This is a genomic window from Pseudomonas sp. EA_35y_Pfl2_R5, assembly GCF_963970805.1.
Classification (GTDB): domain Bacteria; phylum Pseudomonadota; class Gammaproteobacteria; order Pseudomonadales; family Pseudomonadaceae; genus Aquipseudomonas.
This window is the reverse complement of record NZ_CAXAOW010000017.1, coordinates 34,873-58,823: the sequence shown is the minus strand read 5'-3', so window position 1 is coordinate 58,823 and position 23,951 is coordinate 34,873. Positions and strand designations below refer to the sequence as shown.

The window sequence follows — 23,951 nt, the reverse complement described above, 5'->3', positions numbered from 1 at the left end:
CTTCCGCTGCTGCGAACTCGCCTTTGGGCAGTCTTTATGTGGTTGCTACGCCCATTGGTAACCTGGATGACATCACTGCGCGAGCGCTAACCATCCTGCGCAGCGTGGCTCTGATTGCTGCAGAAGATACCCGCCATTCCGCGCGGCTGATGCAGCATTTTGGTATCGGCACGCCATTGGCAGCCTGCCATGAACACAACGAACGTGATCAGGGCGGGCGTTTTCTCTCGCGGCTGCTGGCCGGTGACGATGTGGCATTGATCTCCGATGCGGGCACACCGCTAATTTCCGATCCGGGTTATCACCTGGTGCGCCAGGCCCGTGCTGCCGGCATTGCGGTGGTGCCCGTGCCAGGGGCTTGTGCATTGATTGCTGCATTGTCGGCTGCGGGGTTGCCGTCAGATCGCTTTATCTTCGAGGGCTTTCTGCCGGCCAAGACGGCTGGGCGGCGCGCGCGGCTTGAGCAGGTAAAGGAAGAGTCGCGTACGTTGATTTTCTACGAGGCGCCGCATCGCATCCTTGAGTGTCTGCAGGATATGCAGGCGGTATTTGGCGGCGAGCGCCCAGCGTTGCTGGCACGCGAGCTGACCAAGACTTTCGAAACGCTTAAGGGCATGCCGCTCTCCGAGCTGGCCGCTTGGGTGGCTGCTGACAGTAATCAGCAGCGCGGCGAGTGTGTGGTGCTGGTTGCCGGTTGGCAGGCGCCGGAGGGGGAGGAGGCGGTAAGTAGCGAAGCCATGCGTGTGTTGAATCTGCTCTTGGCGGAAATGCCGCTGAAACGCGCGGCAGCGCTGGCGGCGGAGATCACTGGGGTGCGCAAGAACTTGCTCTACCAAGTGGCTCTGGAGCAGCAGAAAGACGTTTAAACCTTGTCCTATAGGGCGTGGGCCGTTAACCTTCGCCGCGGAGAGTCGATCGGACAGTCGCTGCTGTGTTGCGTTCTGCGTAATGCGGGGGAGGAAAGTCCGGGCTCCATAGGGCGGAGTGCCAGGTAACGCCTGGGAGGCGTGAGCCTACGGAAAGTGCCACAGAAAATAACCGCCTAAGCGCTTCGGTGCCGGTAAGGGTGAAAAGGTGCGGTAAGAGCGCACCGCGCGACTGGTAACAGTTCGTGGCTAGGCAAACCCCACTCGGAGCAAGACCAAATAGGGTTCCATTGGCGTGGCCCGCGCTGGAACCGGGTAGGTTGCTAAAGGCGTGCAGTGATGTACGTCGTAGAGGAATGACTGTCCTCGACAGAACCCGGCTTACAGATCGACTCTCCACCTTCCTCATTTATCCGCATCACTGTTTCGCCTCCTTTCTAAGACCGAAAAAATCTTACTCTTAACAAACTACTTTAACTTCGTGGTTCAACGCGCTGCATAGGCTCAATTTTACAACCATATCTTCGCGTTATTTCTCCGTTTTGCCCCTCTCAAAGTTCGCTAAATCGCCGTTCTATAAGGATTTTTCCCGCCAAGCGTGCCTTGACGGTGGGGGGCGTGCGTTCCTATAGTGTGCGCGAGTGGTAGGAAGTGGCACAAAGTGGGTTTCTTAGGCATGGATAGCTAATAAAAAGGGGAAGCGCGATCGTGTTTCGCGGAGCAAACGCCATCAGTCTCGACGCCAAAGGGCGACTCGCGATGCCAAGTCGGTATCGGGACGAGCTTGTGTCGCGTTGCGCCGGCCAGCTCATTGTCACGATTGATGCCATCGATCCCTGCCTCTGCGTCTATCCACTGTCCGAGTGGGAGCTGATTGAAGCCAAGCTTCGCGAACTTGCCTCCTTCCGTGAAGAAAACCGCCGCCTGCAGCGTCTGCTGATCGGCAACGCCGTTGACCTTGAACTGGATGCCAGTGGCCGTTTCCTGGTGCCGCCACGTCTGCGCGAGTACGCCAAGCTGGACAAGCGCGCGATGCTGGTCGGCCAACTCAATAAATTCCAACTGTGGGATGAAGATGCCTGGAATGCTGTGGCCGATGCCGATCTGGCCGCGATCAAGCAACCGGGTGCTCTGTCCGATGACCTACGTGACTTGATCCTGTGACCATGACCAGCAATTACCGCCATATCACCGTACTACTCGACGAGGCTGTCGAAGGGTTGGCTGTGTGCGCCGATGGTTGCTATCTGGATGGCACCTTTGGGCGTGGCGGGCATAGCCGGTTGATCCTGGAAAAGCTCGGGCCTGATGGTCGCTTGCTAGGGTTTGATAAGGATCCCCTGGCGATTGCGACGGGGAATGCGCTGGCGGCCGAAGACGGCCGCTTTGTCGTTGTGCAGCGCAGCTTTGCTGAGCTAGGCGACGAACTGGCACAGCGCGCTCTAGCAGGCAAAGTCAGCGGTATTCTGTTGGATCTGGGCGTGTCGTCGCCGCAGCTGGATGACGCCGAGCGCGGCTTCAGCTTTATGAACGATGGCCCGCTGGATATGCGTATGAATCCGGGTGCGGGTGTCAGTGCCGCAGATTTTATTGCCAACGCTGCCGAAGAAGAAATTGCCCGGGTATTCAAGGAATATGGCGAAGAGCGTTTTGCCAAGCGCATGGCCCGTGCTGTAGTGCTACGCCGCGCCGAGCAGCCGTTTACCCGCACTGCTGACCTGGCTCAGGTTCTGACCGTGGCCAATCCTGCCTGGGAAAAAGGCAAGAACCCGGCAACGCGCGCCTTCCAGGGCTTGCGCATCTATATCAACAACGAACTGGGTGATCTGGAAAGCGGCCTTGATGCGGCGCTGGAAAACCTCGCAGTGGGCGGGCGCCTGGTGGTGATCAGCTTCCACTCGCTGGAAGACCGCATCGTCAAACTCTTTATGCGCAAGCATGCCAAGGGCGAGATGGACAAGCTGCCGCGCGATCTGCCGATCATCCCGAAAGCTTTCGAGCCGCGCCTGAAACTGATCGGCAAGCCGGTATTCGCCTCCGAGGCTGAGCTTGCCGCCAACCCGCGTTCGCGCAGTGCGGTGATGCGCATTGCGGAGAAGCTGCGATGAGTGCGCCGTTCGCCAAGCCATTGCCTGGCGGCAGCATGCTGATGCTGTTGTTGTTTGTGGCTGTCTTGGTGTCTGCGATCGGGGTTTCCTACAGCGCGCACTGGAACCGTCAGCTGCTCAATGAGCTTTATGCCGAACTGAGCGTGCGCGACAAGGCGCAGGCTGAGTGGGGGCGGCTGATTCTTGAGCAAAGCACCTGGACCGCGCATAGCCGCATTGAAACCCTGGCCAGCGAACGCCTGAGTATGCGCATTCCGGATGCCGCCGAAGTGCGCATGGTGGCGCCATGATGGGCCTCGAAGGCGCGCTCTATCCCTGGCGCTTTCGCCTGGTGCTGCTGCTGCTGGCACTGATGGTGGGCGCGATTGCCTGGCGTATCGTCGATCTGCAAGTGTTCGATCAGAGCTTCCTGCAGGCCCATGGTGACGCGCGCAGCGTGCGCCATATTCCTATTCCGGCGCACCGTGGCCTGATCACCGACCGCAATGGCGAGCCGTTGGCTGTCAGCACACCGGTGACCACTCTGTGGGCCAACGGCAAGGAACTGCAGAGCGGCAAGGCCAAGTGGAATGAGCTGGCGGCTGCATTGGGGCAGGACGCCAAAACCTTTTCTGAGCGCCTGACTGCGGCCCACGAACGCGAGTTTATGTACCTGGTGCGCGGGCTGACGCCTGAGCAGGGTCAGCGCATTCTCGATCTGAACGTGCCGGGGGTGTACGGCATCGAAGAATTCCGCCGCTTCTATCCGGCAGGTGAGGTCGCTGCCCATGTGGTGGGCTTTACCGACATCGATGACCGTGGCCGGGAGGGTATGGAGTTGGCCTTCGACGACTGGCTGGCCGGCGTGCCCGGCAAGCGTCAGGTGCTCAAGGATCGGCGCGGACGGCTAATCAAGGATGTCCAGGTTGCGCAGAATGCCAAGGCCGGTAAGGCCTTGGCATTGTCGATTGACCTGCGCTTGCAATATCTCGCCCATCGCGAGTTGCGCAATGCGCTGCTCGAGTTCGGTGCCAAAGCCGGTAGCTTGGTCATGGTTGATGTGCGCACCGGTGAAGTCCTGGCAATGGTCAATCAGCCAACCTACAACCCGAATAATCGCCGCAACTTGCAACCCGCAGCGATGCGTAACCGGGCAATGATTGATGTGTTCGAGCCTGGCTCGACCATGAAGCCGTTCTCCATGAGCGCTGCGCTGGAAAGTGGCCGCTGGAAGGCGTCGGACACGGTGGATGTTTATCCTGGCACCCTGCAGATCGGTAAATACACCATTCGCGACGTGTCGCGCAGCAGTGGTCCGCTTAGCCTCACCGATATTTTGATCAAGTCGAGCAACGTCGGCATGAGCAAAATTGCATTTGATATCGGTGGCCAGTCGATTTACGAAGTCATGCAGCAGGTTGGTCTTGGCCAGGATACTGGACTCGGCTTTCCTGGTGAGCGCGTTGGCAATCTGCCGAACTACCGCGAGTGGCGCAAGGCTGAAACGGCAACGTTGTCCTATGGCTATGGCTTGTCAGTCACTGCTGTACAGCTTGCCCATGCTTATTCGGTACTCGCTAATAATGGTCGCAGCACAACTCTTTCACTGGCGCGTGTCGACGGTAAGCCGGATTCCGTTCAGGTAATTCCTGAAAACATCGCGGTGGTTATCCAGGGCATGTTGCAGCGGGTCATTGAAGCACCGGGGGGGGTTTATCGCGCTAAGGTGCCGGGCTACCACGTAGCAGGGAAGAGTGGCACTGCGCGTAAGGTTTCGGTGGATAGTCGTGGCTACCGGGACAATGCTTATCGTTCGCTCTTTGCTGGTTTCGGTCCGGTCAGTGATCCGCGTATTGCGGTGGCCATTGTGATCGATGAGCCGAGTCAGGGGGGGTATTACGGTGGCCTGGTATCTGCGCCGGTGTTTGGCAAGGTCATGGCCGGTGCGTTGCGTTTGATGAACGTCGCCCCAGACAACCTGCCGGGCCCAGAGGCCGAGAAGGTCGAAACAGTCGCCGTCGTGCCTCTTAAAGGAGGGCGTATCTGATGCCCATGCCTCTCAACCAGTTGCTGCCGGAAGCCGCCAGCTCGACTCTGATTCGTGAATTGACTCTGGATAGCCGCAAGGTGCGTCCGGGCGATCTGTTTCTTGCCGTGCCTGGCACCCAGCAGGACGGTCGTGTGCACATCGCAGATGCGGTGGCGCGGGGCGCGTCGGCTGTTGCGTTTGAAGCGCAAGGTGCTAACGAGATGACGGCCAGTAGTAGTGAGTTGGTAGCAATCAAGGGCCTGGCGGGACAGTTGTCGGCTATTGCTGGGCGTTTCTATGGCGAGCCAAGCCGCGGCATGCACCTGGTCGGTATTACTGGCACTAATGGCAAAACCAGTGTCAGCCAATTGCTGGCTCAGGCACTGGATCTGCTGGGCGAGCCCTGCGGTATTGTGGGTACGCTAGGTAATGGCTTCTATGGTGCTTTGGAGTTGGGTCGCCATACCACGCCAGACCCTATCGGCGTGCAGGCTACCTTAGCCGATATGAAAAATGCCGGTGCTCGAGCTGTGGCGATGGAGGTCTCCTCCCATGGCTTGCATCAGCGCCGTGTCGCGGCCCTGGCATTTGATGTGGCCGTGCTGACGAATTTGTCCCGTGACCATTTGGATTACCACGGCTCAATGCAGGCGTATGCCGAGGCCAAAGCTGCGCTGTTTGCCTGGTCAGGTTTGCGTTGCCGGGTGCTGAATCTCGATGACGCTTTTGGTCGTGAGCTAGCAAGTGCTGAGCATGACTCGCGATTGATCAGCTACAGCCTCGAAGATAACAGTGCTTACCTGTATTGCCGTGATGCCCAGTTTGACGAGCTGGGCGTGCGCGGGACGCTGGTGACTCCGCGTGGCGAAGGCAATCTGCGCAGCTCGCTGTTGGGTCGTTTTAACCTGAGCAACCTGTTGGCCGTAGTCGGTAGCTTGCTGGGTCTCGATTACCCGCTGGATGAAATTCTTAAGGTGCTGCCACAGTTGCAAGGGCCTATTGGCCGCATGCAGCGCCTGGGTGGCGGGCAGAAGCCGTTGGTGGTGGTCGATTACGCGCACACCCCGGACGCCCTTGAAAAAGTTCTTGAGGCACTGCGTCCGCATGTTAAAGGACGCCTGCTGTGCCTGTTCGGCTGCGGTGGCGACCGTGACAGCGGTAAGCGCCCGCTGATGGCCGCGGTGGTCGAGCGTCTGGCTGATGCAGTGCTGGTCACCGATGACAATCCACGCTCCGAGGCGCCCGCACAGATTTTCAGCGACATACGCGCCGGCTTTACCAGCCCTGATTCGGTGCAGTTCGTTCATGGCCGTGGCCAGGCGATTGCCCAGCTGATTGCCGCTGCCAGTGCCGATGATGTGTTGGTGTTGGCCGGCAAGGGCCATGAGGGCTATCAGGAAATCAACGGCGTGCGTCAGCCGTTCTCCGATCTGGTCGAAGCGGCTAACGCTTTGGCGGCATGGGAGGTGGCGCATGCTTAAGGCGCTGCGTTTAAGCGAAGTGGTTGCGCCATTGGCTGCCCGGGTGATCGGTGCAGATGTGGCATTCAACGCTGTCAGCAGCGACAGTCGGGCGATTCAGCCGGGCCAGTTGTTTGTCGCCCTGGCTGGCCCACGTTTCGATGGCCATGACTACCTGGCTGAAGTCGCTGGCAAAGGCGCAGTGGCTGCCCTGGTCGAACGTGAAGTCGTTGGTGCGCCATTGCCGCAACTGCTGGTCGCCGATACCCGTTTGGCCCTTGGTCAGCTGGGCGCGCTTAACCGCCAGGCCTTCACTGCGCCGGTGGTGGCGATTACCGGTTCCAGCGGCAAGACCACTGTGAAGGAAATGCTTGCCAGTATTCTGCGTGAAGGCCTGCAGGGTCCGGTGCTGGCGACTCGCGGTAACCTGAATAACGACCTCGGTGCACCGTTGACCCTGCTGGAATTGGCCCCTGCGCATGTCGCCGCAGTGATCGAACTGGGCGCCAACCATGTCGGCGAGATCGCCTACACCGTCGGCCTGACCCAGCCGCAGGTGGCCATCATCAATAATGCCGGTACTGCCCATGTTGGCGAGTTCGGCGGCCCGGAAAAAATTGTTGAGGCCAAAGGCGAAATCCTCGAAGGCCTGAGCGACAGCGGCGTGGCCGTGCTCAACCTCGACGACAGCGCTTTCGCTACCTGGCAGCAGCGTGCCCAGGATCGTGCAATCAGCAGCTTCGCCCTGCGCAATTCTGCCGCTGATGTCTACGCCACCGCGCTGGCGCGCGATGCCCGTGGTTGCTTAGCCTTTACCTTGCACTGCGCTAACGGCCAGGCACGTATTCAGCTCAACCTGCTTGGCGAGCATAACGTTGCCAATGCCCTGGCCGCTGCTGCGGCTGCCTTGGCGTTGGGCCTGGCCCCAGCGGCGATCAAGGCTGGTTTGGAAAGCTTGCAGCCGGTCAGAGGTCGCGCCGTTGCGCAGATTGCGCCGAACGGACTGCGGGTGATCGACGACAGCTACAACGCCAATCCGACATCCGTTTGCGCCGCCATCGATATCCTCGCCGGCTTTCCTGGTCGCCGCGTGCTGGTGCTGGGAGATATCGGCGAGTTGGGCGAATGGGCCGAGCAGGGCCATCGGCAGGTCGGCAATTACGCGCTCGGTAAGGTTGATGCGCTGTATGCCGTTGGCCCGTTGATGACGTACGCCATTGAAGAATTCGGCGCAAATGGCCGGCATTTTGCCGACCAGGCCAGCCTGATCGAAGCGCTGCTTATAGAACAAAGCACCGAGCAGGGCGACATTACCCTTCTAATTAAAGGTTCACGCAGCGCGGCGATGGAAAAAGTCGTCGCGGCGCTGTGTGGCACATCCGGGGAGATTCACTAATGCTGCTGCTGCTGGCGGAATACCTGCAACAGTTCCACAAGGGGTTCGCAGTGTTTCAGTACCTGACACTGCGCGGCATCCTCGGCGTGCTGACGGCGCTGGCCCTGTCGTTGTGGCTCGGCCCGTGGATGATTCGCACCCTACAGATTCGTCAGATCGGCCAGTCGGTGCGCAACGACGGTCCACAGTCGCACCTGTCGAAGAAGGGGACGCCGACCATGGGTGGCGCGCTGATTCTCTCGGCGATTGCCGTTAGCACCCTGCTATGGGCTGATCTGACTAATCGCTACGTCTGGGTGGTGCTGGCCGTAACCCTGCTGTTCGGCGCCATCGGCTGGGTCGATGACTACCGCAAGGTGATCGAGAAGAACTCCAAGGGCCTGCCGAGCCGCTGGAAATACTTCTGGCAGTCGGTGTTCGGCCTCGGCGCAGCGTTCTTCCTTTATACGACTGCACAGAGCCCGGTGGAAACAACCCTGATTCTGCCGATGCTCAAGGACTTCAGCCTTGAGCTGGGCCTGGGCTTCGTGGTGTTGACCTACTTCGTCATCGTCGGCTCGAGCAACGCGGTAAACCTCACAGACGGCCTCGATGGCCTGGCCATTCTGCCTACCGTAATGGTCGGCGGCGCCCTGGGGATCTTCTGCTACCTGTCGGGCAACGTGAAGTTCGCCGAATACCTGTTTATTCCCTACGTGCCGGGTGCGGGTGAGCTGATTGTGTTCTGCGCCGCGCTGGTCGGTGCGGGTCTCGGTTTCCTCTGGTTCAACACCTACCCGGCGCAAGTGTTTATGGGTGACGTCGGTGCGCTGGCCCTGGGCGCGGCCCTGGGCACCATCGCGGTGATCGTCCGTCAGGAAGTGGTGCTGTTCATCATGGGCGGCATCTTCGTGGTGGAAACCCTGTCGGTGATTATCCAGGTCGCCAGCTTCAAGCTGACCGGCAAGCGCGTGTTTCGCATGGCGCCGATCCATCACCACTTTGAACTGAAAGGCTGGCCCGAGCCGCGCGTAATCGTGCGCTTCTGGATCATCACCGTGATTCTGGTGCTGATCGGCCTGGCCACCCTGAAGCTGCGTTAAGGACTGAGGATTACATGACCCTGATCGCTTCTGACCACTTCCGCATCGTTGTCGGCCTCGGCAAGAGCGGCATGTCGCTGGTGCGCTTCCTCGCGCGCCAGGGCCTGCCGTTTGCCGTGGTCGACACCCGTGCCAATCCGCCGGAGCTCGCCACCTTGCGTGAGCAGTTCCCGGAGGTGGAAGTGCGTTGTGGCGAGCTGGATGTCGAGTTCCTCTGCCGCGCCAGCGAGCTGCTGGTCAGCCCGGGTCTGGCCATCGCCACACCGGCGCTGCAGGCCGCCGCTGCGCGCGGGGTCAAGCTGTCGGGTGATATCGACCTGTTCGCCCGTTATGCCAAGGCGCCGATCGTGGCGATTACCGGCTCCAACGCCAAAAGCACGGTGACCACCCTGGTCGGCGAGATGGCCGCAGCGGCCGGCAAGAAGGTTGCCGTTGGTGGCAACCTCGGTACCCCGGCGTTGGATCTACTTGATGACGCGGTCGAGTTGTATGTCATGGAGCTGTCGAGCTTCCAACTGGAAACCACCGACCAGCTCAACGCTGAAGTGGCGACCTGCCTGAACATCAGCGAAGACCATATGGATCGTTACGCCGATCTGCCGGCTTATCACCTGGCCAAGCACCGCATCTTTCGCGGCGCGCGGCAGGTGGTGGTGAATCGCGACGACGCGCTGTCGCGTCCGCTGGTAGCCGATCAATTGCCGTGCTGGTACTTCGGCCTGGGCAAACCGGACTTCAAGCGTTTCGGCCTGCTCGAAGAAGATGGTGAGAAATCCCTGGCATACCAGTTCGCTGCGCTGCTGCCGGTGCGTGAGCTGAAGATTCGCGGCGCACACAACCAGTCCAATGCCCTGGCTGCCCTGGCGCTGGGGCATGCCGTGGGCCTGCCGTTCGAGCCGATGCTGGCCACCCTCAAGCAGTTCGCTGGCCTGCCACATCGTTGCCAATGGGTTGGCGAGCGAAATGCCGTGAGCTACTACGACGACTCCAAGGCCACCAACGTCGGCGCTGCTCTAGCCGCTATCGAAGGCCTGGGTGCGGACATCAGCGGCAAGCTGGTGCTGATCGCCGGTGGTGATGGCAAAGGCGCGGATTTCTCGGCGCTGAAAGCGCCGGTCGGCAAGTTCTGCCGCGCCGTGGTGCTGCTTGGTCGTGATGCCGAGCTGCTGGCTGGGGCGCTGGGCGACGCCGCGCCGCTGATCCGGGTCAAGACCCTGGAAGAAGCCGTGCAGCGTGCCGCCGGGTTGGCTGAGGCTGGCGATGCCGTGCTGTTGTCACCGGCTTGCGCCAGCCTGGACATGTTCAAGAGTTTTGAAGAGCGCGGGCGCCTGTTCGCTCAGGCCGTGGAGGGTTTGCAATGATGCTTGCCCGCCTGCTGGCCTTGCCTTCGCCGCTGCATACCCGTCGTGGTATCGATCTGGACTTCCCGCTGCTGGCCGGTTGCCTGGCGCTGCTCGGCCTGGGCTTGGTTATGATTGCTTCGGCTTCCTCGGAAGTGGCCGCGGTGCAGTCGGGCAACCCGCTCTATCACATGATTCGCCACCTGATTTATCTGGCCATTGGTCTGGGCGCTGCACTGGTGACCCTGCTGGTGCCGATGGCACTGTGGCAGCGTTACAGCGGCATGCTGCTGCTGGCGGCGGTAGTGCTGCTGATTCTGGTACTGCTGCCGGGCATTGGTCGTGAGGTCAACGGTGCCAAGCGCTGGATCGGCCTGGGCGTGTTCAACCTGCAGCCGTCCGAGCTGGCCAAGCTGTTTAGCGTGATGTTTATCGCCGCTTACCTGGTGCGTCGCCAGACCGAGGTTCGCGAGAAGCTCACCGGCTTTATCAAGCCGATGCTAGTACTGGGCCCGATTGCCGCGCTGCTGCTGGCCGAGCCGGACTTCGGTGCCACCGTGGTGCTGGTTGGCGCGGCTATCGCCATGTTGTTCCTCGGGGGGGTCAACCTGCTGCGCTTTATTCCGTTGGCGGCCTGCGTGCTTGGCCTTGGCGTGCTGGTGATGACCAGTCAGGCCTATCGCCTGGAACGCCTGACCAACTTTGTCGACCCATGGGCTGATCAGTACGGTGCCGGTTACCAGTTGAGCCAGGCGCTGATTGCTTTCGGTCGTGGCGAGTGGTTCGGCGTCGGTCTGGGTAACAGCGTGCAGAAGCAGTTCTACCTGCCGGAAGCGCATACCGACTTCGTATTTGCCGTGCTGGCCGAAGAGCTGGGCATGGTTGGTGCACTGATTACTGTCGCGCTGTTTGTCTTCGTCAGCGTGCGCGCCCTGTATATCGGCCTGTGGGCAGAGAAGGCCAAGCAATTCTTCTCGGCGTATGTGGCTTACGGCTTGGCCTTCCTGTGGATCGGTCAGGTGCTGATCAATATCGGCGTGAACGTTGGCCTACTGCCGACCAAGGGCCTGACCCTGCCGTTCCTGAGCTACGGCGGCAGCTCGCTGGTGATCTGCTGCGTCAGCCTGGCGCTGCTGCTGCGCATCGAGTGGGAGCGCCGTACCCAGCTGGGCAGCGAGGATGTCGACTTCAAGGAATCGGATTTCTTCGAAGGCCAGACCGCCGAGGAGGTTCAGCATGCGCGGTAATGTGCTGATCATGGCGGGCGGCACCGGCGGGCACGTATTCCCGGCGCTGGCCTGCGCCCGCGAGTTCAGGGCGCGTGGTTACAGCGTGCATTGGCTGGGTACGCCGCGCGGCATCGAAAATGAACTGGTGCCGGCTGCGGGGCTGCCGTTGCACCTGATCGATGTCACTGGCCTGCGTGGCAAGGGCAAGCTGTCGCTGCTAAAAGCGCCATTCCAGCTGATCAAGGCGCTGTTCCAGGCGCGCAAGGTGATGCGCGAACTGCAGCCGGTCTGCGTGCTAGGCATGGGCGGTTATGTCACCGGCCCCGGTGGCCTGGCCGCGCGCATGAGCGGCGCGCCGCTGATTATCCATGAGCAGAATGCTGTGGCCGGTACCGCCAACCGCAGCCTGGTTCCATTCGCCAGCCGTGTCTGCGAAGCCTTCCCGAACACCTTCGGCAACAGCGCCAAGCGCCGCACCACTGGCAACCCGGTGCGTGAAGAGCTGTTCCTGGAAACCCCGCGTGATTCGCTGCGCAATCGCCAGCCGCGTCTGCTGGTGCTGGGCGGCAGCCTGGGCGCTGAACCGCTGAACAAATTGCTGCCCGAAGCCCTGGCACTGGTGGCCGCTGAGCTGCGCCCTGAAGTTTTCCATCAGGCTGGTAAGCAACATGACGCGATTACCACTGAACGCTATGCCGCGGTTGGCGTCGAAGCGACCGTTGCGCCGTTTATCAAGGACATGGCGCGGGCTTACGCCTGGGCCGATCTGGTGGTGTGCCGCTCCGGCGCGCTGACTGTCAGCGAGCTGGCCGCCGCCGGTCTGCCGGCGTTCCTGTTGCCGCTGCCGCACGCGATCGACGATCACCAGACCCGCAATGCCGATTATCTGGCCAGTGCCGGCGCTGCCGTACTGCTGCCACAACGTTCCACTGACGCCGCCACGCTGGCCGCGCAGCTGACCGAGGTTTTGATGCACCCCGAACAACTCACTCAAATGGCGCAGACGGCTCGTCGACTGGCCAAGCCCGATGCAACCTGCACCGTTGTCGATATCTGCCTGGAGGTAGCCCGTGGCTAAGTCTCCCGCCGCTGCACGCTCGGAAATCCGCCGCATGCGCCGTATCCGCCGTATCCACTTCGTCGGTATCGGTGGTGCCGGCATGTGCGGTATCGCCGAAGTGCTGCTCAACCTGGGTTATGAAGTCTCCGGCTCCGACCTCAAGGCCTCGGCCGTGACCGAGCGCCTGGAAACCTTCGGTGCGCAGATCTTTATCGGTCATCGCGCCGAGAACGCCGAGCAGGCCGACGTACTGGTGGTCTCCAGCGCGGTCAATACCAGCAACCCAGAAGTCGCCACGGCTCTTGAGCGTCGCATCCCGGTGGTGCCGCGCGCCGAGATGCTGGCTGAGCTGATGCGCTATCGCCACGGTATTGCCGTGGCTGGCACCCATGGCAAGACCACCACCACCAGTTTGTTGGCCTCGGTGTTCGCCGCGGGCGGCCTGGACCCGACGTTCGTCATCGGTGGTCGGCTGAATGCTGCCGGCACCAACGCCCAGCTGGGCAGCAGCCGTTACCTGATCGCCGAAGCCGATGAGAGTGACGCCAGCTTCCTGCACCTGCAGCCGATGGTCTCGGTGGTCACCAATATCGACATGGACCACATGAGCACCTATGGCGGTGACTTCAACAAGTTGAAGAAAACCTTCATCGAGTTCCTGCACAACCTGCCGTTCTATGGCCTGGCTGTGATGTGCGTGGATGACCCCATCGTGCGCGAGATTTTGCCGCAGGTGGCTCGTCCGACCGTGACTTACGGCTTCGATGAAGGCGCCGATGTGCGTGCGATCAACGTGCGTCAGCAGGGCATGCAGACTTTCTTCACGGTGCTGCGCCGCGACCGCGAGCCGTTGGATGTGTCGGTGAACATGCCGGGCAACCACAACGTGTTGAACGCCCTCGCCACCATCGCCATCGCCAGCGACGAAGGCATCAGCGATGAAGCCATCGTTCAGGGCTTGTCACAGTTTCAGGGCGTGGGTCGGCGCTTCCAGGTGTACGGCGAACTGCCGGTGGAAGATGGCAGCGTGATGCTGGTCGACGACTACGGCCACCACCCGCGTGAAGTCGCCGCGGTGATCAAGGCCGTACGTGGTGGTTGGCCGGAGCGCCGCCTGGTGATGGTTTATCAGCCGCACCGTTTCAGCCGTACCCGCGACCTGTATGACGATTTCGTCCAGGTGCTCGGTGATGCCCAGGTGTTGTTGCTGATGGAAGTCTACCCGGCCGGTGAAACACCGATTCCGGGAGCTGACAGTCGCAACCTGTGCCACAGCATCCGTCAGCGCGGCCAGCTTGATCCGATCTATATCGAGCGTGGCGTGGACCTTGCGCCGATGGTCAAGCCGCTGCTGCGCGCTGGCGACATTCTTCTTTGTCAAGGCGCCGGCGACATCGGCGGTCTGGCTCCGCAACTGCTGCAAAGCCCGTTGTTCGCAACGGCTGAAGGTAAAACCAAATGAGTGCTGCCAGCCTGCAATCACAATTTCCGGTCAGCGCCTTTGGCCGCGTGGCCGTGCTGTTCGGCGGCAAGAGCGCCGAACGTGAAGTTTCGCTGAAGTCCGGCAATGCCGTGCTGCAGGCGTTGCTGGCCGCTGGTGTGAATGCCTTTGGTATCGATGTTGGTGATGATCTGCTGCAGCGCCTGACGGCCGAGAAAATCGATCGCGCCTTTATCGTGCTGCACGGCCGTGGTGGTGAAGACGGCTCGATGCAGGGCCTGCTCGAATGCGCCGGCATTCCTTACACTGGCAGCGGCATCCTGGCTTCGGCCTTGGCCATGGACAAACTGCGCACCAAGCGCGTGTGGTTGAGCCTCGGCCTGCCGACACCCGCTCACGCCGCACTGGTCAGCGAAGCCGATTGCCATGCGGCGGCTGCCGAGCTGGGCTTCCCATTGTTCGTCAAGCCGGCCCATGAGGGCTCGAGCATTGGCATGGCCAAGGTCAATGATGTCGATGCGCTGATTACCGCCTGGAAGGACGCCAGTCGTTATGACTCGCAGGTGCTGGTCGAGCAGATGATCGCCGGTCCCGAGTTCACCATCGCCATGCTGCGCGGCCAGGTGCTGCCACCGATTGCCCTGGGCACGCCGCACAGCTTCTACGACTACGACGCCAAGTACCTGGCCAATGACACCCAATACCGCATCCCATGCGGCCTTTCAGCAGAGAAGGAAACCGAACTGAAAGACCTTACTGCCCGCGCCTGTGAAGCGGTCGGCACCCAGGGCTGGGCCCGTGCCGATGTGATGCAAGACGCGGACGGCAAGTTCTGGCTGTTGGAAGTCAACACCGTGCCGGGCATGACCGACCACAGCCTGGTGCCGATGGCGGCCCGTGCTGCGGGTCTGGATTTTCAACAACTGGTGTTGGCGATTCTTGCCGACAGCCTTGAGGCACGGGGTTAAGTCATGACGGCCACCTTGCGTCACCAGCCAGGCTCGAACCGCGCTCCCGTGCGCGGTAAGCCTGTGCCGCGTGGTGCCAGCCGTTTGGTGGCCAAGGAGCCGATCAGCCTGCGCATGAGTCTGCCAAAAGCCCGTTTCACCGGCATGGGTAGCTGGCTGAAACGCCTCAGTTGGCCGCTGTTGTTGCTCGCTCTGGGTTACGGCACCTATGAGTTGTCGTTGCGCGCGCTGCCCTATGCCGACCAGCCGATTGCGCGGATCAGCGTCGAGGGCGATCTCAGCTACATCAATCAGCAGGCCGTGCAAGAGCGCATAGCACCTTATGCCAGTGCGAGCTTTTTCAGTGTCGATCTGCTCAGCCTGCGTCGTGAGCTGGAACTGATGCCGTGGATCGCCAGCGCCCAAGTGCGCCGCGTATGGCCGGACCAGTTGGTAGTGCGCCTGGAAGAACAATTGCCGATTGCCCGTTGGGGCGATGAGGCTCTGTTGAACAATCAGGGCGAGGCGTTCGCGCCACAGCAGCTGGGGGATTACCCACACCTGCCGCAGCTGTATGGCCCCAAGCGTGCTCAGCAGCAGGTAATGCAGCAATACCAAGTGCTCAGCCAGATGCTGCGGCCCATGGGCTTTTCCGTGGCGCGCCTGGAGTTGCGTGAGCGCGGTAGCTGGTTCCTCTCCACCGGGCAGGGCATCGAACTGCTGCTGGGGCGTGACCATCTGGTGGAAAAAATGCGGCGCTTCACGGCCATTTATGACAAGGCCCTGAAAGAGCAACAAACGAATATCGCGCGGATCGATCTGCGCTATGCCAACGGCCTGGCCGTGGCATGGCGTGAGCCGGTCGCGCCCACGGCGGCACCAACCGCTGTCGTGCAGTGAATCAGGAGAAGGCAAGAGCCATGGCAAACGTGCAGAGCGGCAAGATGATCGTCGGCCTCGACATCGGTACCTCCAAGGTGGTGGCGCTGGTCGGTGAAGTGAATGCGGACGGCCAACTGGAAATCGTCGGCATCGGCACTCATCCGTCGCGCGGCCTGAAAAAGGGCGTGGTGGTGAACATCGAATCCACCGTGCAGTCGATTCAGCGCGCCGTCGAAGAAGCCCAGTTGATGGCCGGCTGCCGTATTCACTCGGCTTTCGTCGGCGTGGCCGGCAACCATATCCGCAGCCTCAACAGCCACGGCATCGTCGCTATTCGTGATCGCGAAGTCAGCCCTGCGGATCTGGAGCGCGTGCTCGACGCCGCCCAGGCCGTGGCCATTCCGGCGGATCAGCGCGTGCTGCACACCCTGCCTCAGGACTATGTGATCGATAACCAGGAAGGGGTGCGTGAGCCCCTGGGCATGTCCGGCGTGCGTTTGGAAGCCAAAGTGCACGTGGTCACCTGCGCCGTAAATGCCGCGCAGAACATCGAAAAATGCGTGCGCCGCTGCGGCCTGGAAGTCGATGACATCATCCTTGAGCAACTGGCCTCGGCTTATGCGGTGCTGACTGACGACGAGAAAGAACTGGGCGTGTGCCTGGTGGATATCGGCGGCGGCACCACTGATATCTGCATCTTTACCGAAGGCGCGATTCGTCATACCGCGGTGATCCCGATTGCCGGTGATCAGGTTACCAACGACATCGCCATGGCCCTGCGTACGCCGACTCAGTACGCCGAAGAAATCAAGATCCGCTACGCCTGTGCCCTGGCCAAGCTGGCCGGTGCCGGCGAAACCATCAAGGTGCCGAGCGTCGGCGACCGCCCGCCGCGCGACCTGTCGCGTCAGTCCCTGGCCGAAGTGGTCGAGCCGCGTTACGACGAGCTGTTCACTCTGATCCAGGCCGAACTGCGCCGCAGTGGCTACGAGGACTTGATCCCCGCTGGCATCGTTCTCACCGGCGGTACGGCGAAGATGGAAGGTGCGGTGGAACTGGCCGAGGAAATCTTCCATATGCCGGTACGTCTGGGCATGCCCCAAGGCGTCAAGGGCCTGGCCGATGTGGTGCGTAACCCGATTTATTCCACAGGTGTAGGCCTGCTGCTGTACGGACTGCAGAAGCAGGCCGACGGCATTTCCATGTCCGCACTTGGCAGCTACAACGACGACCCCAAACAACCTGTGCTGGAACGGCTGAAACGCTGGGTCCAGGGCAATTTCTGATTTTGCAGTAGGCGTTACAACTAGAAAGTAAAGGAGAGGGAAAATGTTTGAACTCGTAGACAGCGCACCAGCAAGTGCAGTCATCAAGGTCATTGGCGTGGGCGGCGGCGGCGGTAATGCGGTCAACCACATGGCGAAAAACAACATTGAAGGCGTCGAGTTCATCTGCGCCAACACAGATGCTCAGGCACTGAAAAACATCGGCGCACGTACCGTGCTGCAACTGGGCACTGCGGTGACCAAGGGTCTTGGTGCAGGCGCCAATCCGGAAGTCGGCCGTCAGGCGGCCATGGAAGATCGCGAGCGTATCGCTGAAGTGCTGCAAGGCACTGATATGGTCTTTATCACCACCGGCATGGGCGGCGGTACCGGTACTGGTGCTGCGCCTGTTATCGCTCAGGTGGCCAAGGAAATGGGCATCCTCACCGTTGCGGTGGTGACCCGTCCGTTCCCGTTCGAAGGCAAGAAGCGCATGACCATTGCTGAAGAGGGTATTCGCGCGCTGTCGGAAAGCGTCGACTCGCTGATCACCATCCCGAACGAAAAACTGCTGACCATCCTCGGTAAGGACGCCAGCCTGCTGTCGGCTTTCGCCAAGGCTGACGATGTACTGGCCGGTGCCGTGCGCGGTATCTCCGACATCATCAAGCGTCCGGGCATGATCAACGTCGACTTCGCTGACGTGAAAACCGTGATGAGCGAAATGGGCATGGCGATGATGGGTACTGGCTGCGCCAGCGGTCCGAACCGTGCACGTGAAGCCACCGAAGCGGCGATCCGTAATCCGCTGCTGGAAGACGTCAACCTGCAAGGCGCGCGCGGCATCCTGGTGAACATCACTGCCGGTCCTGACCTGTCCCTGGGTGAGTACTCCGACGTGGGTAACATCATCGAGCAGTTCGCCTCTGAGCACGCGACCGTCAAGGTTGGCACCGTGATCGATCCTGACATGCGCGACGAGCTGCATGTCACTGTGGTTGCTACCGGCCTGGGTGCGCGTATCGAGAAGCCGGTTAAGGTTATCGACAACACCGTGCAGGTTTCTACCAACACTGTAAGTGGTTCGAGCAGTGCGCCGGCCCCGGCCCGTGCCGAGCAGAGCGTCAACTACAAGGACTACGAGCGTCCGACTGTTCAGCGTCAAAGCCACGGCGGCGCAGCGACTGCTGCCAAGCTGAATCCGCAGGATGACCTGGACTACCTGGACATTCCGGCGTTCTTGCGTCGTCAGGCCGATTGATGAAATGTATCAGGAGTATTGGGGTGATTGGTGTTCAGCAAAGGCCGGTTCTGCTATCATCGCCGGCCATTGTTGAAAACTATTCGCAACTAGTGCTATAGCGGCCAAAGCCATGATCAGACAACGCACCCTGAAGAACATTATCCGCGCCACTGGCGTCGGCCTGCATTCCGGGGAAAAGGTATACCTGACCCTGAAGCCGGCTCCCGTGGACACCGGTATCGTGTTCCGTCGTACCGACTTGGACCCTGTCGTGGAAATTCCCGCGCGTGCAGGCAATGTTGGTGAAACCACCATGTCGACCACACTGGTCAATGGTGATGTCAAGGTGGATACGGTAGAGCACCTGCTTTCGGCCATGGCTGGCCTGGGCATCGATAACGCCTACGTCGAGCTCTCCGCGTCCGAAGTACCGATCATGGATGGCAGTGCGGGTCCCTTTGTATTCCTGATTCAATCTGCTGGTTTGCAAGAGCAGGACGCCCATAAGCAGTTCATCCGCATCCTTCGTGAAGTGACAGTTGAAGAGGGCGACAAGCGCGCCACCTTCGTGCCTTTCGAAGGGTTCAAGGTGACCTTCGAGATCGATTTCGATCATCCGGTGTTCCGCAATCGCACCCAGTCAGCCAGCGTTGACTTCTCCAGCACCTCGTTTGTGAAGGAAGTCAGTCGCGCTCGCACCTTCGGTTTTATGCGTGATATCGAGTTCCTGCGTTCACAGAACCTGGCACTCGGCGGCAGCGTAGATAACGCCATCGTGGTGGATGAGTTTCGCGTGTTGAACGAAGATGGCCTGCGTTACGAGGACGAGTTCGTCAAACACAAGATTCTCGATGCGATCGGTGACCTTTACCTGCTGGGTAACAGCCTGATTGGCGAGTTCAAGGGTTTCAAATCGGGGCATGCGCTGAACAATCGCCTGCTGCGCACCCTGATCGAGCAGCCTGATGCATGGGAAGTCGTCACCTTTGATGACCCCAACACCGCGCCAATCTCATACATGCGCCCGGTTGCGGCCGTGTAACGCAATACCCTCCTTACTTTGCTTTTCGAGGCCACCTTCGGGTGGCCTCTTTTTTTATTGGCCTGCTGTCCCGGGCAGTCAGGCGTCGGCCGTCGCTGGGCGAGGTTAAAAATGATTCTTGAGCACTTTTTACTCGCGCTTTAGTGGGTGAAAAGCACTTATTCGCTGGGTTTGCCGTGCTTGGCCAGGCGCTCCAGGGCGGCGCGCAGTTTTGGATCGCTGATGCCGTCGGCGGTGGCCTGAATGTTTTCCGCAGCGCTGCTGGATAGGCAAATTGTGCGACTTGGTGCATGCCTTTCAGCAGTCGGAGGTTGCACCTTGAACAGAATCTTCGTTAAGGTCGCGAATTCTTCGAGTGCCTGCAGCTGTTTCAACAAGCGTTTTTGTTGATAGCGCAGGCGCGTGGCCCAGTGGCCATCGGTAATTATCAGCAGCAGGCAGCCCTCGCGCCACGACGCTACATGGCAGTGTTCGCGAGCGGCGGGCTGCAGCTGGCTTTCCAGCAGGTGCTGTAGGCGATCAATGCGCTGCGCTTGATTGAACAGTGCCTTCAGGGGTTTCGCTTCGCGCAACAGTGCGGCGGGAGCCCGGGCTGGCAAAGGACGAAAAGTCATGGCAGGACGCCTGAAAAAGTGAAGCCGCCATGGTAGCAGAATCGCTGCTGCCGACTGACGGTTCACCACTTAGGGGAACGCCTTGCACATCATTTTACTTAGTCGGCATCACGGTGCCGCACGTTCGCTCAGTCTGGATCTCCGCTGGTTACTGTTGGCATTACTGCTGGCGCTCGGCGCGTCGTTGGCCGGTGGTGTGGCCGTTGGCGCCTGGTGGGCGCCGGCGACAGTTGAGGTGCATGACGACACTCAGCTCAACTTGGCTATGGATCAGCAGCGCGCCGAGGTCGGTGAGGTGCGCCGTAATGCACAACGTCAGCTGGATGCTTTTGCCGTCCATGTAGCCGAATTGCAGGCGCGCCTGACTCGCCTAGATGCGCTGGGGGCTCGCCTGACCGAGCTGGCAGATTTGGATGCCAGTGAATTTGATTTCTCTCTTAATGTCGGCCAGGGCGGTGCTGAAGATGCGCTGGGTGATGCCGCGTATACGCCGCCGCCCTTTATGGATGAGCTTGATCGCCTGAGCTTGCGCCTGGATAGTCGCGAGCAACTGCTCGAGGTACTGGAGCAGCTGATCGGTGAGCGTCAGTTGAGTGAGGCTGAGTACCTGTCCGGCATGCCGGTGCGCCATGGCTATATGTCTTCTCCATTCGGGCGCCGCGTGCACCCGTTGACCGGGCGCAATACCCAGCATAAAGGTGTCGATTTTGCCGCCAAGCCGGGCAGTGATGTGGTTGCCGTCGCGGCTGGCGTGGTGAGTTTCTCCGGGGTCAAGTCGGGTTATGGCAATGTCGTGGAGGTCAGTCATGCCGATGGCTACACCACCCTCTATGCCCACAACAAGAGCAATCAGGTGCAGATCGGTGACCTGGTGCAGCGCGGGCAGACCATTGCCAAGGTCGGTCGTAGTGGTCGCGCCAGTGGTTACCACGTGCACTTTGAAGTCACCAAGAATGGCCAGGTGGTCAATCCAGCCAGCTACATAGCCCGGGTCAACGACGTCGAATAACGCCGCTTTCCTCGTTTGCGTTTCCGGGTAGAATGCCCCCTTCGCACGCAGCCCTAAAGGCTGCATGGGTCGCTGTTCAGCCGCCCTCAATCCATACGCCTGGAAGATCCTGTCGATATGTTTGCGCCTTTGTTGAAAAAACTCTTTGGAAGCAAGAACGAGCGTGAAGTCAAACGCATGCTCAAGGCGGTACAAGCCGTCAATGCCTTCGAGGAGCAGATGCTTGCCCTTTCCGATGAGCAACTGCGCGCCAAGACGGAGGAGTTCAAAGCCCGTCTGGCCAAAGGTGAGACCCTCGATCAGCTATTGGCCGAAGCCTTTGCGGTAGCCCGCGAAGCCGGCAAGCGTGTGATGGGCATGCGCCACTTTGACGTGCAGTTGATTGGCGGTATGACCCTGCACGAAGGCAAGATCGCCGAGATGCGCACCGGTGAAGGTAAGACCCTGGTGGCGACTCTGGCGGTGTACCTCAATGCGCTGTCCGGCAAGGGCGTGCACGTGGTTACGGTCAACGATTACCTGGCTCGCCGTGACGCCAACTGGATGCGTCCGCTGTATGAGTTCCTTGGCATGAGCGTGGGTATCGTCACGCCCTTTATGCCGCCGGAAGAGAAACGCGAAGCCTACGCCGCCGATATCACCTACGGCACCAACAACGAATTCGGTTTCGATTACCTGCGCGACAACATGGCCTTCAGCCTGGAAGACAAATTCCAGCGCGAGTTGAATTTTGCCGTGATCGACGAAGTTGACTCCATTCTGATCGACGAAGCGCGCACCCCGCTGATTATCTCCGGGCAGGCCGAAGACAGTTCGCGCCTCTACACCGAGATCAACAAGCTGATCCCGCGCCTCAAGCTGCATGTTGAGGAAGAAGAGGGCGTGGTCACGCAGGAAGGCCACTACAAGGTCGACGAGAAGGCCCGCCAGGTCGAGCTGAACGAAGCTGGCCACCAGTTCGTTGAAGAAATGCTCACCGAAGTTGGCCTGCTGGCCGAGGGCGAGAGTCTGTATTCCGCGCACAACCTGGGCCTGCTGACCCACGTTTACTCGGGCCTGCGTGCGCACAAGCTGTTCAACCGCAACGTTGAATACATCGTGCAGAACAACCAGGTGCTGCTGATCGACGAACATACCGGTCGCACCATGCCTGGTCGTCGTCTCTCCGAAGGCCTTCATCAGGCGATCGAGGCCAAAGAAGGCCTGCCGATCCAGGCCGAAAGCCAAACCTTGGCCTCGACCACCTTCCAGAACTACTTCCGCCTCTACAGCAAATTGTCCGGTATGACCGGCACGGCAGACACCGAGGCGTTCGAGTTCCATCAGATCTACGGCTTGGCGGTGATCGTGATCCCGACCAACCGTGCCCTGGCGCGCAAGGACTTCAACGACCTTGTCTACCTGACTGCGGAAGAGAAGTACGCCGCCATCGTCACCGACATCAAGGAAAGCATGGCCCTGGGGCGTCCTGTGCTGGTCGGTACGGCCACCATCGAAACCTCCGAGCACATGTCCAAGCTGCTCAATCAGGAAGGCATCGAGCACAAGGTGCTCAACGCTAAATTCCACGAGAAAGAAGCCGAGATCATTGCCCAGGCCGGCCGTCCGGGCGCACTGACGATTGCCACCAACATGGCCGGTCGCGGTACCGACATCCTGCTGGGTGGCAACTGGGAAGTTGAAGTTGCCAACCTGGAGAACGCCACACCTGAGCAGATTGCGCAGATCAAGGCCGATTGGCAGAAGCGTCACCAGCAGGTAATCGAGTCGGGCGGTCTGCATGTGATCGCCTCCGAGCGCCATGAATCGCGGCGTATCGACAATCAGCTGCGCGGTCGTTCCGGTCGTCAGGGTGACCCGGGCTCCAGTCGTTTCTACTTGTCGCTGGAAGACAGCCTGATGCGTATCTTCGCTTCGGATCGGGTGAAGAACTTTATGAAGGCCCTGGGCATGCAGTCCGGTGAAGCCATCGAACACCGTATGGTCAGCAACGCCATCGAGAAGGCCCAGCGCAAGGTTGAAGGGCGCAACTTCGACATGCGTAAGCAGCTGCTGGAATTCGACGATGTGGCCAACGAGCAGCGCAAAGTGATCTATCACATGCGCAACACGCTGTTGGCTGCCGACAACATCGGCGAAACCATCGCCGAGTTCCGCCAGGAAGTGCTGGATAACACCATCAACGAATATATCGCGCCGCAGTCGCTACCTGAACAGTGGGATATCGCCGGTCTGGAAGAGGCGCTTTACAGCAGCTTCAACCTGCGCTTGCCGATCCAACAGTGGCTCGACGACGACCACAAGCTGTATGAAGAAACCCTGCGCTCGCGCATTCTCGAAGAACTGGTCAACGCCTACAACGAGAAGGAAAACGAAGCCAGCGCCGAAGCCCTGCGCACCTTCGAGAAGCAGATTCTGCTGCGCGTCCTTGATGACCTGTGGAAAGACCACCTGTCGACCATGGATCACCTGCGTCACGGCATTCACCTGCGTGGCTATGCGCAGAAGAACCCTAAGCAGGAATACAAGCGCGAGTCCTTCACTCTATTCCAGGAGCTGCTGGATTCGATCAAACGCGACACCATCCGCGTGCTCTCGCATGTACAGGTGCGCCGCGAAGACCCGGCTGAAGAAGAAGCCCGTCTGCGCCGCGAGGCCGATGCCTTAGCCGAGCGCATGCAGTTCCAGCACGCCGAGGCGTCAGCATTGCAGCCGCAGGCCAGTGACGAAGAGGGTGACCAGGCGGTTGCCGTGGCGCCCGTGCGTACCGAACCGAAGATTGGCCGTAATGAACCGTGCCCTTGTGGTTCCGGCAAGAAGTACAAGCATTGCCACGGCCAGGTCAACTGAGCCTGCCGTGTAACGAGGGTTGAGCCGACAGTGAAGTTGGCTATGCTTGACCCCGCTTGATTAACGCCGCGAACGGTCCGACCGCTCGCGGCGTTTTACCATCGCAATA

At 60.4% G+C, this 23,951-nt stretch carries 20 protein-coding genes and 1 other RNA gene; 20 read left to right on the top strand and 1 reads right to left on the bottom strand.

The window, feature by feature from the left end:
- Nucleotides 1–23 precede the first annotated feature (23 nt).
- The 18 genes from rsmI (at nt 24) to lpxC (ending at nt 19,369) form a co-directional block, all read left to right on the top strand.
- Nucleotides 24–866: a 16S rRNA (cytidine(1402)-2'-O)-methyltransferase gene (gene rsmI, locus AACX99_RS19885; protein ID WP_339414158.1), complete on the top strand. Its 843-nt coding sequence runs from the start codon at nt 24–26 to the stop codon at nt 864–866.
- Nucleotides 867–907: 41 nt separating this feature from the next.
- An RNA gene (rnpB, locus tag AACX99_RS19880) (RNase P RNA component class A) lies at nt 908–1,266 on the top strand.
- 308 nt (nt 1,267–1,574) lie between these two features.
- Entirely contained in the window at nt 1,575–2,030 is a 456-nt protein-coding gene (gene mraZ / locus AACX99_RS19875; protein WP_090249128.1) for a division/cell wall cluster transcriptional repressor MraZ, read from the top strand.
- A gap of 2 nt (nt 2,031–2,032) precedes the next feature.
- Nucleotides 2,033–2,974, top strand: a complete 942-nt coding sequence (gene rsmH, locus AACX99_RS19870; protein ID WP_339414157.1) for a 16S rRNA (cytosine(1402)-N(4))-methyltransferase RsmH — start codon at nt 2,033–2,035, stop codon at nt 2,972–2,974.
- Nucleotides 2,971–3,264 (top strand): cell division protein FtsL, encoded by a 294-nt coding sequence (gene ftsL, locus AACX99_RS19865; RefSeq protein WP_339414156.1) that lies wholly within the window; start codon nt 2,971–2,973, stop codon nt 3,262–3,264. The genes rsmH and ftsL overlap by 4 nt, the downstream gene beginning before the upstream one ends.
- Nucleotides 3,261–5,000 (top strand): peptidoglycan D,D-transpeptidase FtsI family protein, encoded by a 1,740-nt coding sequence (locus AACX99_RS19860; RefSeq protein ID WP_445261889.1) that lies wholly within the window; start codon nt 3,261–3,263, stop codon nt 4,998–5,000. The genes ftsL and AACX99_RS19860 overlap by 4 nt, the downstream gene beginning before the upstream one ends.
- Nucleotides 5,000–6,463, top strand: a complete 1,464-nt coding sequence (locus tag AACX99_RS19855; protein ID WP_339414155.1) for a UDP-N-acetylmuramoyl-L-alanyl-D-glutamate--2,6-diaminopimelate ligase — start codon at nt 5,000–5,002, stop codon at nt 6,461–6,463. The genes AACX99_RS19860 and AACX99_RS19855 overlap by 1 nt, the downstream gene beginning before the upstream one ends.
- Nucleotides 6,456–7,838, top strand: coding sequence for a UDP-N-acetylmuramoyl-tripeptide--D-alanyl-D-alanine ligase (locus tag AACX99_RS19850; protein ID WP_339414154.1), 1,383 nt, complete (start codon nt 6,456–6,458; stop codon nt 7,836–7,838). The genes AACX99_RS19855 and AACX99_RS19850 overlap by 8 nt, the downstream gene beginning before the upstream one ends.
- Nucleotides 7,838–8,920, top strand: a complete 1,083-nt coding sequence (mraY, locus tag AACX99_RS19845; RefSeq protein ID WP_339414153.1) for a phospho-N-acetylmuramoyl-pentapeptide-transferase — start codon at nt 7,838–7,840, stop codon at nt 8,918–8,920. Before AACX99_RS19850 ends, mraY begins: the two co-directional genes overlap by 1 nt.
- 14 nt (nt 8,921–8,934) lie before the next feature.
- Complete coding sequence (gene murD, locus AACX99_RS19840) at nt 8,935–10,281, top strand: UDP-N-acetylmuramoyl-L-alanine--D-glutamate ligase (protein ID WP_339414152.1); 1,347 nt, start codon at nt 8,935–8,937, stop codon at nt 10,279–10,281.
- Nucleotides 10,281–11,507, top strand: a complete 1,227-nt coding sequence (gene ftsW / locus AACX99_RS19835; RefSeq protein WP_339414174.1) for a putative lipid II flippase FtsW — start codon at nt 10,281–10,283, stop codon at nt 11,505–11,507. The genes murD and ftsW overlap by 1 nt, the downstream gene beginning before the upstream one ends.
- Nucleotides 11,497–12,567: an undecaprenyldiphospho-muramoylpentapeptide beta-N-acetylglucosaminyltransferase gene (gene murG, locus AACX99_RS19830; protein WP_339414151.1), complete on the top strand. Its 1,071-nt coding sequence runs from the start codon at nt 11,497–11,499 to the stop codon at nt 12,565–12,567. The genes ftsW and murG overlap by 11 nt, the downstream gene beginning before the upstream one ends.
- Before the next feature lie 34 nt (nt 12,568–12,601).
- A complete protein-coding gene (gene murC, locus AACX99_RS19825; protein ID WP_339414173.1) occupies nt 12,602–14,011 on the top strand; it encodes a UDP-N-acetylmuramate--L-alanine ligase in 1,410 nt (469 codons plus the stop codon).
- Nucleotides 14,008–14,958, top strand: coding sequence for a D-alanine--D-alanine ligase (locus AACX99_RS19820; RefSeq protein WP_339414150.1), 951 nt, complete (start codon nt 14,008–14,010; stop codon nt 14,956–14,958). Before murC ends, AACX99_RS19820 begins: the two co-directional genes overlap by 4 nt.
- Nucleotides 14,959–14,961: 3 nt before the next feature.
- Nucleotides 14,962–15,837, top strand: coding sequence for a cell division protein FtsQ/DivIB (locus AACX99_RS19815; RefSeq protein WP_339414148.1), 876 nt, complete (start codon nt 14,962–14,964; stop codon nt 15,835–15,837).
- 20 nt (nt 15,838–15,857) lie between these two features.
- Nucleotides 15,858–17,105: a cell division protein FtsA gene (gene ftsA / locus AACX99_RS19810; RefSeq protein ID WP_339414147.1), complete on the top strand. Its 1,248-nt coding sequence runs from the start codon at nt 15,858–15,860 to the stop codon at nt 17,103–17,105.
- 43 nt (nt 17,106–17,148) lie between these two features.
- A complete protein-coding gene (gene ftsZ / locus AACX99_RS19805; protein ID WP_339414146.1) occupies nt 17,149–18,345 on the top strand; it encodes a cell division protein FtsZ in 1,197 nt (398 codons plus the stop codon).
- Nucleotides 18,346–18,457: 112 nt separating this feature from the next.
- Nucleotides 18,458–19,369: a UDP-3-O-acyl-N-acetylglucosamine deacetylase gene (lpxC, locus tag AACX99_RS19800; RefSeq protein ID WP_090249100.1), complete on the top strand. Its 912-nt coding sequence runs from the start codon at nt 18,458–18,460 to the stop codon at nt 19,367–19,369.
- Nucleotides 19,370–19,527: 158 nt separating this feature from the next.
- Here lpxC and AACX99_RS19795 read toward each other — a convergent pair whose 3' ends face one another.
- Complete coding sequence (locus tag AACX99_RS19795; RefSeq protein WP_170048421.1) at nt 19,528–19,983, bottom strand: DUF721 domain-containing protein; 456 nt, start codon at nt 19,981–19,983, stop codon at nt 19,528–19,530.
- Between the two features lie 82 nt (nt 19,984–20,065).
- Between AACX99_RS19795 and AACX99_RS19790 the strand changes: the two genes are divergently transcribed.
- Nucleotides 20,066–20,992, top strand: a complete 927-nt coding sequence (locus tag AACX99_RS19790) for a M23 family metallopeptidase (protein WP_339414144.1) — start codon at nt 20,066–20,068, stop codon at nt 20,990–20,992.
- A 117-nt stretch (nt 20,993–21,109) separates the two neighbouring features.
- Nucleotides 21,110–23,842: a preprotein translocase subunit SecA gene (secA, locus tag AACX99_RS19785; protein ID WP_339414143.1), complete on the top strand. Its 2,733-nt coding sequence runs from the start codon at nt 21,110–21,112 to the stop codon at nt 23,840–23,842.
- Nucleotides 23,843–23,951 lie beyond the last annotated feature (109 nt).

What these genes read in the sequence shown, in the direction of transcription:
- AACX99_RS19815 (WP_339414148.1), top strand. Translation starts at nt 14,962, where the DNA reads ATGACGGCCACCTTGCGTCACCAGCCAGGCTCGAACCGCGCTCCCGTG.
- ftsZ (WP_339414146.1), top strand. Translation starts at nt 17,149, where the DNA reads ATGTTTGAACTCGTAGACAGCGCACCAGCAAGTGCAGTCATCAAGGTC.
- lpxC (WP_090249100.1), top strand. Translation starts at nt 18,458, where the DNA reads ATGATCAGACAACGCACCCTGAAGAACATTATCCGCGCCACTGGCGTC.
- AACX99_RS19795 (WP_170048421.1), bottom strand. Translation starts at nt 19,983, where the DNA reads ATGACTTTTCGTCCTTTGCCAGCCCGGGCTCCCGCCGCACTGTTGCGC.
- murC (WP_339414173.1), top strand. Translation starts at nt 12,602, where the DNA reads ATGCGCCGTATCCGCCGTATCCACTTCGTCGGTATCGGTGGTGCCGGC.
- AACX99_RS19820 (WP_339414150.1), top strand. Translation starts at nt 14,008, where the DNA reads ATGAGTGCTGCCAGCCTGCAATCACAATTTCCGGTCAGCGCCTTTGGC.
- secA (WP_339414143.1), top strand. Translation starts at nt 21,110, where the DNA reads ATGTTTGCGCCTTTGTTGAAAAAACTCTTTGGAAGCAAGAACGAGCGT.
- AACX99_RS19855 (WP_339414155.1), top strand. Translation starts at nt 5,000, where the DNA reads ATGCCCATGCCTCTCAACCAGTTGCTGCCGGAAGCCGCCAGCTCGACT.
- ftsL (WP_339414156.1), top strand. Translation starts at nt 2,971, where the DNA reads ATGAGTGCGCCGTTCGCCAAGCCATTGCCTGGCGGCAGCATGCTGATG.
- AACX99_RS19850 (WP_339414154.1), top strand. Translation starts at nt 6,456, where the DNA reads ATGCTTAAGGCGCTGCGTTTAAGCGAAGTGGTTGCGCCATTGGCTGCC.
- mraY (WP_339414153.1), top strand. Translation starts at nt 7,838, where the DNA reads ATGCTGCTGCTGCTGGCGGAATACCTGCAACAGTTCCACAAGGGGTTC.
- murG (WP_339414151.1), top strand. Translation starts at nt 11,497, where the DNA reads ATGCGCGGTAATGTGCTGATCATGGCGGGCGGCACCGGCGGGCACGTA.
- rsmH (WP_339414157.1), top strand. Translation starts at nt 2,033, where the DNA reads ATGACCAGCAATTACCGCCATATCACCGTACTACTCGACGAGGCTGTC.
- AACX99_RS19860 (WP_445261889.1), top strand. Translation starts at nt 3,261, where the DNA reads ATGATGGGCCTCGAAGGCGCGCTCTATCCCTGGCGCTTTCGCCTGGTG.
- ftsA (WP_339414147.1), top strand. Translation starts at nt 15,858, where the DNA reads ATGGCAAACGTGCAGAGCGGCAAGATGATCGTCGGCCTCGACATCGGT.
- murD (WP_339414152.1), top strand. Translation starts at nt 8,935, where the DNA reads ATGACCCTGATCGCTTCTGACCACTTCCGCATCGTTGTCGGCCTCGGC.
- ftsW (WP_339414174.1), top strand. Translation starts at nt 10,281, where the DNA reads ATGCTTGCCCGCCTGCTGGCCTTGCCTTCGCCGCTGCATACCCGTCGT.